Raw genomic sequence first — 11,267 nt, forward strand, 5'->3', positions numbered from 1 at the left:
TTCAGCAGGCCTGCGGCATGCGTCCTGCCGCCAGCAGCTCGTTGATGTCGTTCACCACGCCCGGCAGGTCGGCGATCGTGTCGATGAGGAAGTGGGGCTTCGAATCGGCGAACATCGCGGCAATCCGCGTCCGCTCGGCGGCGAGGCGATCGGCAGGTAGCGCGCGGAACGCGTCGTAGGTCAGCCCCAGCGCATTGCCGGAGCAGGTGAGCGCCACCGTCCACATGCCGGCCTTGCGCCCTTCGAGGATGCCAGGCACCGTATCGTCCACCTTCACGCAGGCGGCGACATCGTCGATGCCGAGTGCGATCACGTTGGCCAGAGCCTGGGCTGGATAGGGACGCCCGTTCGGAACCTCGTCCGTGGCGACCACGTGGTCGGCGACGTAACCGTTGGTGGCGGCGAGTGCGACCACCCGCTCCATGACGCGGGCGGGGTATCCAGAGCAGGAGCCAATCTTGAGGCCTTTGGCCCGCAGGTCGGCGATGGCGTCCAGCGCACCGGGAATCACTGCGGAGTGCTCGGCGATCTTCTCGATCTGCAGCGGCATGAAGCGCTCGTAGATCGCGGTAACGTCGGCGTCGGTCGCCGGGTTTCCGTGAGCCGCGGCGTAGCGCGCGGTGATCTCGGGCTGGTTCAGAAGCGTGCGGATATGGTCCCATTTGCCCATGCCCATCGGGCCACGTGCCTCGGGCAAGCTGACGGCAACGCCGAACTCGGCGAAGGCCTCGACGAAGATCTGGGTCGGCGCGAAGGAACCGAAATCGACGACGGTCCCGGCCCAATCGTGCTCTTCCGATCTAAGCGTGCGGATATGGTCCCATTTGCCCATGCCCATCGGGCCACGTGCCTCGGGCAAGCTGACGGCAACGCCGAACTCGGCGAAGGCCTCGACGAAGATCTGGGTCGGCGCGAAGGAACCGAAATCGACGACGGTCCCGGCCCAATCAAGGATCGCGGCCTGGAGTGTCTTTGGGTGCTCGTAGGACATAGCTTTGCTTTCCTGTGCGATCAGAGGGTTGTGATGTTCAGTGCGGCGAACACATCGGCGATAGCCTCGACCGCGCGCTCCATGTCGGCAGATTCGACGTGGCCGATACAGCCGACCCGAAATGTCTCTACCTGCGTGAGCTTGCCGGGGTATAGGATAAAGCCCCGCTCACGCACGGCGGCGTAGAAGTCGGCGAAGCGGTATTTCGGGTCGTTCGGGGCGTGGAACGTCACGATGATCGGTGCTTGGATCTCCGGCGGCAGGAAGGACTTTAGGCCAAGCCGCTCCATGCCGCGGATCAGCACCTCGCAGTTACGTGCGTACTTGGCGTGGCGGGCCCGCAGGCCGCCTTCTTCGTCATATTGCAGCAGCGCCTCGTGAAGCGCCGCAACGACGTGGGTCGGCGGGGTGAAGCGCCATTGCCCGGTGCGCTGCATGTAGAGGTGCTGGTCGCTGAGATTCAGCGCCAGCGAGGGCGAGTTACCCTCTGCCTGGGCTAGAACGTCCGCCCGCGCGATCACGAAACCCATGCCGGGCACGCCTTCAAGGCACTTGCCCGAGGCGGCGATCAGCGCCTCGAACGGCACTGCGGCCACGTCGATCGGGAGTGCCCCGAAGGAACTCATCGCATCGACGATCAGGCCGCGACCGTGGCGCGCGACCACGGCGGCGATCTCGGGCAGCGGGTTGAGGATGCCAGTGCTGGTCTCGCAGTGGATCAGACCGACATGGCTGATGGCGGGATCGGCGGCGAGCAGTCTGTCAACGGCCTCGGGTGTGGTCGGCACGTCGTCGGCGGTTTCATAGACCGTGTGATCGCGTCCCAAGGCTTCGCAGATCTTCGAGAGGCGCTTGCCGTAGGCGCCGTTGACAAGGACCAGCACCTTGCCGGAGCGCGGGACCAGGGTGCCGATCGCGGCCTCGACGGCGAAGGTCCCGCTCCCCTGCAGCGGCACGCAGACATGGCTGCCGGTGCCGTTGGCGATCGCGACGAGACGCTCGCAGACGCTCGCCGTCAGGGCGTTGAAGCTTCCATCCCAGGAGCCCCAGTCGGTCATCATTGCCGCGCGGGTGCGCTCCGACGTCGTCAGCGGACCGGGTGTCAGGAGAATGGGTGCGGCGGCTGTCATGGTGATCCTGCCCGATCTGCCGTGGGATGGTCCGAAGCACCGCGAGGGCTTTGGAGACGGGTCGATCTTGCGTTCCGCCGACCCATCAGATCAAATCGTTTGTCGTGATGTCCGCCATTAGTCTCGCCGATCGGAAGCCATGAATCTGTTCCAGCTTCGCGCCTTCGACGCCGTCTCGCGGGAAGGCAGCTTCACGCGCGCGGCCCAGCGTCTCTGCATCAGCCAGCCTGCGGTCACCGGGCACATCAAGGCACTGGAGGAGCGCTACGACCTCGTGCTGTTCCGGCGCACCGCGCGGGCGGCTGAACTGACGCCGCAGGGCCAGGCTCTCGCCGAGATCACCGGGCCGCTCTTCGGGCTCGTGGAGCAGGCCGAGGATCTGCTGGAGGCCAACCGGACACTCGTGTCGGGGCGGGTCGAGATCGCGGTGGACTCGCCCCATATCGTGATGCCGCTGCTCGCGCGCTTGCGCGCCCGCCACCCCGGCATCGTCGTCGGGCTGATCCTGGGCAACGCAGTCGACACCCGTGAGGCCCTGCTGTCGGAGCGGGCGAGCGTCGCAGTCCTGACCGAAGCCGAGGCGCACCCGGACCTCCACCTCTCGCAGATCGCCGTCTCGCGCATCTGCGCCGTTGTCCCGCGCTCCCATCCTCTGGCGCATCGCGAGGCGTTGCAGATGGCCGACCTCGCCGGAGCCGCCATGGTCCTGCGCGAGCCCACCTCCGTGACCCGGCGGACCTTCGACCGGGCCTGCCGGAACGCCTGCATCGCGCCCACCGTGCTGATGGAGCTCGATAGTCGCGAGGCGGTGATCGAGGCCGCGGCCGCCGGCATCGGGATCGGGATCGTCTCGTCCCTGGAATGTGGCGAGGACGCCCGGATCGCGGCGATCCCCATCGACGGACCCGACCTCACCAACCGCCATGCAATCGCCTGTCTCGCCAGGCGGCGGAACCTGCGCCTCATCCGTGCGGTGTTCGGATTGGCCGCGCAGACCGATGCGGACGAGGCGACGCGATGAGTGGGAAGCCCCCAGCACCGGAAACCCGCACCCTGGCGGCCTCGCGCCATGACGAGATCCTGGCGCGCCTCGGTCAGGATGGAAGCGTCAGCGTCGAGGGCATGGCGGACCGCTTCGGCGTCTCGCGCGAGACGATCCGGCGCGACCTGAAGGCCCTGGCCGAGCGGGGCCGCCTCGCCATCGTCCATGGCGGCGCGATGCGACGCTCGGACGAACCCGTCCTCGCCATCCGGGAACGCGACAACCCGGCGGGCAAGGCGGCGATCGGACGGGTCGCGGCGGGGCTCGTCGAGGACGGCATGGTGGTGGTGCTCGATTCTGGCGCCACCACCCTGGCGGTAGCCAACGCGCTGGCGGGGCGCGATCCGCTCTTCGCGCGTCCCGTGCCGAAGGGCCTGACCATCTGCACCAACAGCCTGCCCGTCGGGCTCCTGCTCTGCCGCGTCGCCGGAATGCGGGTCCACTTCCTCGGTGGCGAGATTGAGGGCGCGGACGAGGCGGCGTTCGGCACCGACGCCCTGGCGGCGCTAGCGCGTTTTCGCGCCGATCTCGCCTTCGTCGGCGCCGGCGGTATCTCGATGGCGGGCGACATCACTGACTTCGCTCCCATGCCCACCGAGCTGCGCATCCGCATGCTGGCATCGGGCGAACGCGGGTTCGTGGTGGCCGACAAGACCAAGTTCGGACGCCTGACCCCGATCCGCCTCGCGCCGGTCCCGGAGGGAACCGGGCTGATCGTCGACGCGAAGCCGCCGGAGCAAATGAGGGATGCACTGATCGGGCGCGGTCTCGACCTGATCGTTGCTGGGTAATGTGAGTTTTTGTGGCTTCTTGATTTCTTTTGTTGCGCATCCGCGTTAGGTAATGGCTGCGCCGTCGGTCGCCCTCCGCCGACCGGGCGGCGGCAACAGACAGGATTTCAGGAATCATGAGCGCGACCGGCATGAGCCTGCCCGTTTTCGCCGCGGTCCTCGCCGCCGCCTTCATGCATGCGGGCTGGAACGCGGTCGCGAAGCTTCGCCTCGAGCCGATCCTCACCATGGCGCTGATCTCGGCCTCGGCCGGGTTGTTCGCGCTCCCAGCCTCGCTCTGGTTCGGATGGCCGGCTTTCGCATCATGGCCCTGGCTGGCCGGCTCGATCCTGCTGCACCTCGGTTATTACATCGCCCTGGCCGAGGCCTACCGGCACGCGGATATGGGACAGGTCTACCCCATCGCGCGCGGGAGCGCCCCGCTCCTGACGGCCTGCGCCTCCCTCCTGCTGCTGCAGGAGGCGCTGGCGCCGCTCGCCGCCCTCGGGATCGCGATCCTTTGCGCCGGGGTCTGTCTGATGGCGTTCGCGCGGGCGGGCGGCCAGCGCCTGAGCCAGACCGCCCTCGGCTACGCGCTGCTGACCGGGGTCCTGATCTCCGGCTACACGCTGGTCGACGGTCTCGGCGCCCGGGCGGCGGGAGACCCCCACGCCTATGCCGCCGCGCTCTTTGTCATCGATGCGATCCCGCTTCCGGTCTACGTCCTCTGGACCCGCGGGCGCGGCATCCTCGGCTCCGTCAAGGGGCTCGCGCTGCCCGGACTCGGGGGCGGAGCCCTGGCACTCGGTTCCTACTGGATTGCGATCTGGGCGATGACGGTCGCGCCCATTCCCCTGGTCGCGGCCACGCGCGAGACCAGCGTGCTGTTCGCGATGCTGATCTCTGTCATCGTTCTGAAGGAGCCGCTCCTCATTTCGCGAACGGCTGCTGTCATTGTCATCGTAGCCGGTGTGGTGGCGATGCGTCTTGCGTAGAGAAACCACCCGGCCCAGAATGCAAAACGGCAATTTTTACATAAATTTACTTCGAAATTCTAATTAAATGTTTATATTTCCGGCGATAGATCGCACTACATAACAATTGCATCGAATTATAATTAGAAGGTGTGATTTTGTACAATTTAAAGTGATTGGTTAATTTTAACGCAAATACCCCTTAAATAATAATCATCAATTAGTAGATTTATAATATCAAGACAAATCAGTTTGTAGTCGAATTGATATCGGAGTGACCGAGCAGTCAATAATCACTCTCAGCCTCTCAGCTTTTTGGCCACATCGAGAAAGGCAGATATCATCCGCGATTGAAGACGATCGCGCAAACAAACGATGTTCGCATCGTTATAAATCTCGGCATCGATGATCGGCAGCATAGTGAGGCGATCGTCCTCGATATACTCGGCCTCCGATACGAAGCCGAAGCCGACGCCGCTAGCGACGGCCTCGCGAACGGCCTCGCGGCTGCCGATCTCCATGACGACGCGGGGGCGGACGTCCTCCTTCGCCATCGCAGCTTCGCTGGCGCGACGCGTGTTCGAGCCATGCTCGCGAGCGACCATGGGCATGCCGTGCAACTCAGACAGGCGGATACCCGTGCGAGTGGGGGTGAAGAGTGGATGATCCCGTCGCCCGAAAGCGACGATTCTGTCGCGACTGTAGCGCGAAACCCATAGCCTCGGATCCTCTTCGAAATAAGCTAGGACCGCGACGTCGGTTCTGAACTCCAGAAGGTTCTCAAGGACCACCTGAGAATTGCCGGCCGAGACCGAAATCTCGATCTGTGGGTAGACTGCATGAAACGCGACCAGCATTTCGGTCGCATGGAAGGGGCCAACGGCACCAACCCTTATATGACCGGTTCTGAGTTCACGGCTCTCTGTGAGAAAGTGTCGTGCGTCGGCTTCTTCCGCAAACATCCGCCGAGTGATGTGTTGAAGCTGCCGACCAGCATCCGTCAGCCGCATCCGGCCTCCGGTACGAAAAAAGAGATCGACCGCATACTCGTCTTCCAGAGAACGGATCTGAGTGGTCAGCGTGGGCTGACTCACGTTGAGTTGGCTGGCCGCTGCGGTGACGCTTTCCGTGGCCGCGACGGCATTAAAAGACCGAAGTTGGGTGTAACGCATTGGTTTTTTATATAGAAACAAATCAAACTATCAATTGGACGGACGTTGATTGAAGAGGCACTCACTCCGATCAGAATAATAATTCTGAGGAGGGAAAAGTGCCTAAGCCCTGGACCTACGCGAACCCGGTCACGGTCGTTTTCGGCGAGGATGCCGTCGCAGCGATCCGCACCGCCTTAGCTGGCCGCCGTTTCTGCCTTCTGACCTATAACGATCATCCCTACTTTGACGAGATGGTCCGGCGGATCTCGCGGGAGGTCGGCACGCCGGACGTCGTCGTACGCGACGTCGAGCCCAACCCAAGCTTCAACGGTCTGCGGAGCGCTTGCCAGAGTTACGGGACGGCTGAGAAGGCGCCTGAGGTCATCGTCGCGTTCGGCGGAGGCTCGGTGATCGACACGGCGAAGGTGCTTGCAGCCTCCGGTGACGACTTCTCCCGCGTCCAGGCCTTTTTAGAAGGTCGGGCGGGTTCCGATACACTGAGCGCGACACCGATCATCGCCGTCCCGACAACGTCGGGCACCGGCAGCGAAGTCACCTGCTGGGCGACTGTGTGGGACACCGAGGCGAAGAAAAAGTACTCGCTCAACCGGCCGAACCTTTATCCAGAGCACGCGATCCTCGACCCGAAGACGTCGCTTGCGGTTCCGCGGGGCTTGACGCTATCGACCGGACTCGATGCGTTGTCCCATTCTCTTGAGAGCATCTGGAACGTCAACGCCAACCCGGTCTCGGCCAACCATGCGGCCTTCGCCGCGACCGAGGTGCTCGACGCGCTGCCGAAGCTGCTTGAGAAGCTCGACGACGTCGAATTGCGCGGCCGCGTGGCGCGGGCGAGCCTTTTTGCGGGCCTTGCGTTCTCGAATACCAAGACGGCCCTAGCCCATTCGCTGTCCTACTACCTCACCCTCCACCACGGGACCGTTCACGGGATCGCCTGCTCGTTCAGCCTTCCGACCGTGATGCGGAGCGTGATCGGCAAGGACACGGCATGCGACGCCGCGCTGAAGCGAATCTTCGGCGACGACCTAGCGGCCGGCGCGGACAGGCTGGAGGCCTTCCTCAACGGCCTCGGAGTTTCGACTGTCGCGACCGACTACGGCGTCACACGCGAGAACTGGATCGGCGCGATCGAGGACGCCCTCAAAGGCGAGCGCGGTCTGAATTTCATAGGCAGCCGCGAAGCCGTGCTAGCCGCGGCGGCGTGAGGGGAAAGCACATAGACATAAACAACAATCTTGGATCAGACGAAGTCGCAAACGGTCGCTTTTGCAAGAGCCCGGAACAACTAGTGGTGGTGACCAGGTTTACCCTGCCACGGACGTCGGCACCGTGATCAACAACCGACCCGCGATGCTGTTCGAGAACCAAGTCAATGGCGCGGTCAAGCTCGGGTCCGAGATCCTGCACGGAGCGCCACGCAGAGGCGCTCTTTTCGCCCCGACCGTTGTCGATCGAGTGCCTTAAATTTGCGAACCGGTGCACAAAAAGACCTTCGGCTTCGTATTCCCGATTGTGTGCGGCCCGGACGACATCGCTTAAGTGGTCCGGACTTCAAGCTCGGTCGACTTTGCCCGGTCGTCGGGTGTCTGCACCGACAGCATAGACTACGTCTCCGGCTTTGAGCTCGAAATCAAAACCGTCAACATCTGGGAACCCCCGGCTGCCGCATCAAGATTTCCCTGTTCGACATCGACAAGGACAGGCGCCTCGGCAAAAATAAAGGCATCATCAAAGCCGTTAGTGGGTATGCGCACCTTAGAAATCTGTCGATATCATCGATGACCTGATAAACCAAAATTTAAATCGTCATTGGATCGCTATCCACGTGTCACAACAATTAATTTCACAAGTAGTACTAAGATCAGAGTGCGACGAAGAAGCAGAATGAACTGTTTCGGTTAGATGGCACCGTCCTCGGGAGGGACAATCATGAGCTCTGTCTCTATGGATTCATCGGTCTGTTCGGCGCCAAGCGTCAATGGCGCGTTCCGCCGCGCGCAGTGGCGAATGCTTCTCGCAGCGATGTTCTGTTACCTGTTTTTTTACACAGGCCGACAGACGTTCGGTTTCGCAATCCCCGGTATTCAGGCCGAGTTCGGCCTCAGCAAAGAAACACTGGGCTGGGTAAGCGCCGCGCTTCTCTGGTGCTACGCCGTCGGACAAGCCATCAACGGCAACCTCGGCGATAAGTTCGGCGGCCGACGCGTCATGAGCGCCGGAGCGATCCTGTCATGCGCGGCGAACTGGGCCGTGAGCTTCTCGACGGGTGTCCTTAGTCTCGGCGCGCTGTGGGGCCTGAACGGCTACTTTCAAGCGATGGGCTGGGCGCCCGGCAGCCGTCTGCTCTCCAACTGGTGGGGCCGCAGCGAGCGCGGCAAGGTTTTCGGCTGCTATGTTTTCGCGGCCGGCATGGCCTCGGTGCTATCCTATGTGACCTCGCTACTGGTCATCCACCAGTTCCATCTCGACTGGCGCTGGATCTTTCGCATCCCTGTGCTGTTGATGCTGGTCGGCGGCATCGCGTTTTATCTGATCGCCCGCGAGCGTCCGGAAGACCTGGGGTTCCAGTCGCCACATGACGACGCGATCGACGAGGCCGATGCAGACCGCGTGGCGGATGATGAGAGTTCATGGGACCGCTACAAGGGCGTGCTATCGAACTGGCGACTGCTGGTAGGTGGTCTCGCTATTGGTTTCCAGAATGCCGCCCGCTACGGCCTGTTGGTCTGGGTGCCAGTGCACTTCCTCGGCGACAATTGGGCGAAAGCCCCGGTGTCCACCGCAATCATCGACCCAAAATGGATCAGCGTGGCGCTGCCGATCGGCATGGCGCTCGGTGCTGCGACCAACGGCTGGGTGTCGGATCGTGTCTTCGGCTCGAAGCGCTACCTTGCGATCGTCCTCTACATGGCACTCGCTGCGGTCACCTCGCTCTACATGTACACGATCCCGACGACCGAGGTTTACAAAGGCCTCGTAGTGCTCTTCCTCTGCGGTTTCTTCGTCTACGGTCCGCAATCCTCGTTCTGGGCGCTCTGCCCTGACCTAGTTGGTCACAAGCGAGCCGGTACCGCGATCGGTGTGATGAACTTCTTTGCCTACCTGTTCGCAGGGCTCGGCGAGCCGCTGATCGGCAAGTTCATGGACACCCACCATGATACGTCGCTGGTGTTCCTGATCGTTGCTGCGGCGAGCGCTGCGAGTGCAGCAGTCGCCGTGTTCATTCGACGCTGAACCGGTCGGCGGCACAATTTAGTGCCGCCGCTCTCAGCCTTCCTTGCGAATTTTTGTGTTCGCGTGTCCGAAAAGTCGCACAAGAACACTCTCGGCCGCATCTTCCGTACATTTCAGCTGATGTTCTTATTACAGCTTCGGGTCGAGAAGGTAAGTTATCCGAATCAAAGAATTCATGCTGCACTTGTTAGAGCAAGTTTCATTCCCTCATGGCTCGCCGTGAAGCCCAATTTTTCGTAAAACCGATGGGCATCGACCCGGCTCTTGCTGGTTGCGAGCTGAACAATACCGCATCCGCGACGGCGGCATTCGTCAATCGCGAAGCGGATCATCTGACTGCCGATCCAGTTCCCTCGTTCCAACTGCGCTACACGCACACCTGAGATCTGTCCGCGCCACATCCCTTGGTGGGAAAGGGTGGGAATGAAGGTAATCTGGAGGCACGCTATCGCGACATTGGCTCTATCTGCGACCAGAAGAAGCTGATTGGAATCGGCCTTGATCGCGGCGAAGGCGTTTAAGTAGCGTGAACTGATCGGCAGGCTCGTGTCTTCACGTCTGGCGCCGAGCAAATCGTCTGCCAGCATCGAGACAATGGCCGGCACATCATTGATGCAGGCAGGCCGAAACCCCACTGGCATCAAATGTCTGAGCCCGTCAACGTCATCGTGCCGAGCTTGTGGAAGTTGGTCTCTGTCGTCATCGGTCAGATCCTCCCTACTCATGGCTGTAATTTTTTTAATACCATATCGATAGTCAACGCGGTAAATCACGATACTGCGAACTAACTTCAGCGTGGAGGCATTGTCTAAATATGTGTTATACCAGATTTTATCGGTGACAAACTATGAGGCCAGGCGGACGAGCGCCGTGCCGCATTCGCGGAAACCGAGCGATAATGAGGATAACTCATTGTAGCTTGGTATTAGCTCCGCCTCGATCCGGCTATTGCTAGCAAGTTGCAGGCGTAATGTGGTGTTTTGGTCAACGTCCGCTTCCGGGCATCGAGTTGGGAACCCTGTACGGCCAAGTTGGGTCGTGTTGCGACTGGCCGCTCATAGCGAGAGTTGGCAAAAACGGACATCGCCGTTGGGCCCGCTCGCGCTCCATGGCTGACCTCGCGATACGAACAGGGTACGCTGTCGGTATGCTCCTACGTCCCGAAACCGCTTCCGACGCTTTCGCGATCCATTCCCTTGTCACCGATGCCTTCCACGATGCGCCTCACGCAAGTGGCACCGAGGCGGACATCGTGGACGCCCTCCGTGAGGACGGCGCGTTGACGGTCTCCCTCGTCTGCACGGAGGGCGATGAAATCGTCGGACATGTCGCTTTCTCCCCGGTCGTGGTCGGGCTTGCGTCGGAAGGTTGGTTCGGGCTCGGCCCTCTGGCCGTACGGCGCGAAAACCGGCGACGACGCATAGGCCAGCGCCTGATCGATGCGGGGTTGGGCAGCCTGCGGGAGCGTCGTGCCGGGGGCTGTGTCGTGTTGGGTGACCCTGCCTATTACCGACGTTTCGGCTTCGCTGCCGACCCGGCAATCGTCCTCGCCGGAGTGCCCCCTGAATACTTCCAGTCATTAAGCCTGTCCGGAAACCGCCCGGAGGGCGAGGCTCGGTATCATCTTGCCTTCGGCGCGGCCTGACTTCTGCAAAACACCTTTTGTCTAAGCTGCCGGATGACCGACAAATAGCCGCTTTCTGGAAGCGTTAACTGCGGTCCCGATGACCGGGTTGGGTTGGTACCCGTCCGTTTTACGATCGTTTCGGGTATAAATTGGCCCAACTGCTTACAGCTGGAATTTGTCCGAAACTGGACATTGGCAGCAACAGGTATTAGAGGTTTAAATCCTCTAGGGCCTGTCGTCGCCTGAACAGATTGGCTGGGCTTGCGTTTTCGTCTCTCTGATGGAGGAGGGACGATGCTGAGCGACGCGCAATGGGCTGATCTG

At 61.9% G+C, this 11,267-nt stretch carries 10 protein-coding genes; 6 read left to right on the forward strand and 4 right to left on the reverse strand.

What is annotated here, in order from left to right:
• Nucleotide 1: 1 nt before the first annotated feature.
• On the reverse strand, nt 2-991 hold the full coding sequence (gene phnX / locus ASF22_RS16400) for a phosphonoacetaldehyde hydrolase (protein ID WP_200927152.1): 990 nt from the start codon (nt 989-991) through the stop codon (nt 2-4).
• Between the two features lie 20 nt (nt 992-1,011).
• A complete protein-coding gene (locus ASF22_RS16405) occupies nt 1,012-2,121 on the reverse strand; it encodes a 2-aminoethylphosphonate--pyruvate transaminase (RefSeq protein WP_056266320.1) in 1,110 nt (369 codons plus the stop codon).
• 139 nt (nt 2,122-2,260) lie between these two features.
• Between ASF22_RS16405 and ASF22_RS16410 the strand changes: the two genes are divergently transcribed.
• The 3 genes from ASF22_RS16410 to ASF22_RS16420 all read left to right on the forward strand — a co-directional run bounded on the left by ASF22_RS16410 (nt 2,261) and on the right by ASF22_RS16420 (nt 4,928).
• Nucleotides 2,261-3,142, forward strand: a complete 882-nt coding sequence (locus tag ASF22_RS16410; RefSeq protein ID WP_056266322.1) for a LysR substrate-binding domain-containing protein — start codon at nt 2,261-2,263, stop codon at nt 3,140-3,142.
• Nucleotides 3,139-3,954, forward strand: coding sequence for a DeoR/GlpR family DNA-binding transcription regulator (locus tag ASF22_RS16415; RefSeq protein WP_056266325.1), 816 nt, complete (start codon nt 3,139-3,141; stop codon nt 3,952-3,954). The genes ASF22_RS16410 and ASF22_RS16415 overlap by 4 nt, the downstream gene beginning before the upstream one ends.
• 116 nt (nt 3,955-4,070) lie before the next feature.
• Complete coding sequence (locus tag ASF22_RS16420) at nt 4,071-4,928, forward strand: EamA family transporter (RefSeq protein ID WP_244474319.1); 858 nt, start codon at nt 4,071-4,073, stop codon at nt 4,926-4,928.
• Between the two features lie 278 nt (nt 4,929-5,206).
• Here ASF22_RS16420 and ASF22_RS16425 read toward each other — a convergent pair whose 3' ends face one another.
• On the reverse strand, nt 5,207-6,079 hold the full coding sequence (locus ASF22_RS16425; protein ID WP_056266328.1) for a LysR substrate-binding domain-containing protein: 873 nt from the start codon (nt 6,077-6,079) through the stop codon (nt 5,207-5,209).
• Between the two features lie 98 nt (nt 6,080-6,177).
• Between ASF22_RS16425 and ASF22_RS16430 the strand changes: the two genes are divergently transcribed.
• Both ASF22_RS16430 and ASF22_RS16435 read left to right on the forward strand, forming a co-directional pair.
• Nucleotides 6,178-7,287, forward strand: coding sequence for a phosphonoacetaldehyde reductase (locus ASF22_RS16430; protein WP_056266331.1), 1,110 nt, complete (start codon nt 6,178-6,180; stop codon nt 7,285-7,287).
• Nucleotides 7,288-8,011: 724 nt separating this feature from the next.
• A complete protein-coding gene (locus ASF22_RS16435; protein WP_082483768.1) occupies nt 8,012-9,316 on the forward strand; it encodes an MFS transporter in 1,305 nt (434 codons plus the stop codon).
• A gap of 173 nt (nt 9,317-9,489) precedes the next feature.
• On the opposite strand, the gene ASF22_RS23290 is transcribed toward ASF22_RS16435, so the two are convergent.
• Nucleotides 9,490-9,957, reverse strand: a complete 468-nt coding sequence (locus tag ASF22_RS23290) for a GNAT family N-acetyltransferase (RefSeq protein ID WP_082483769.1) — start codon at nt 9,955-9,957, stop codon at nt 9,490-9,492.
• A gap of 506 nt (nt 9,958-10,463) precedes the next feature.
• Here ASF22_RS23290 and ASF22_RS16440 point away from each other — a divergent pair.
• Nucleotides 10,464-10,961 (forward strand): N-acetyltransferase, encoded by a 498-nt coding sequence (locus ASF22_RS16440; RefSeq protein WP_056266336.1) that lies wholly within the window; start codon nt 10,464-10,466, stop codon nt 10,959-10,961.
• Nucleotides 10,962-11,267: the final 306 nt, after the last annotated feature.

This window comes from Methylobacterium sp. Leaf87, assembly GCF_001422775.1.
GTDB lineage: Bacteria > Pseudomonadota > Alphaproteobacteria > Rhizobiales > Beijerinckiaceae > Methylobacterium.

Bases quoted from the DNA above. Each gene is read 5' to 3' on its own strand.
- phnX (WP_200927152.1), bottom strand. From the start codon at position 991: ATGTCCTACGAGCACCCAAAGACACTCCAGGCCGCGATCCTTGATTGG.
- ASF22_RS16405 (WP_056266320.1), bottom strand. From the start codon at position 2,121: ATGACAGCCGCCGCACCCATTCTCCTGACACCCGGTCCGCTGACGACG.
- ASF22_RS16410 (WP_056266322.1), top strand. From the start codon at position 2,261: ATGAATCTGTTCCAGCTTCGCGCCTTCGACGCCGTCTCGCGGGAAGGC.
- ASF22_RS16415 (WP_056266325.1), top strand. From the start codon at position 3,139: ATGAGTGGGAAGCCCCCAGCACCGGAAACCCGCACCCTGGCGGCCTCG.
- ASF22_RS16420 (WP_244474319.1), top strand. From the start codon at position 4,071: ATGAGCGCGACCGGCATGAGCCTGCCCGTTTTCGCCGCGGTCCTCGCC.
- ASF22_RS16425 (WP_056266328.1), bottom strand. From the start codon at position 6,079: ATGCGTTACACCCAACTTCGGTCTTTTAATGCCGTCGCGGCCACGGAA.
- ASF22_RS16435 (WP_082483768.1), top strand. From the start codon at position 8,012: ATGAGCTCTGTCTCTATGGATTCATCGGTCTGTTCGGCGCCAAGCGTC.
- ASF22_RS23290 (WP_082483769.1), bottom strand. From the start codon at position 9,957: ATGCCAGTGGGGTTTCGGCCTGCCTGCATCAATGATGTGCCGGCCATT.
- ASF22_RS16440 (WP_056266336.1), top strand. From the start codon at position 10,464: ATGCTCCTACGTCCCGAAACCGCTTCCGACGCTTTCGCGATCCATTCC.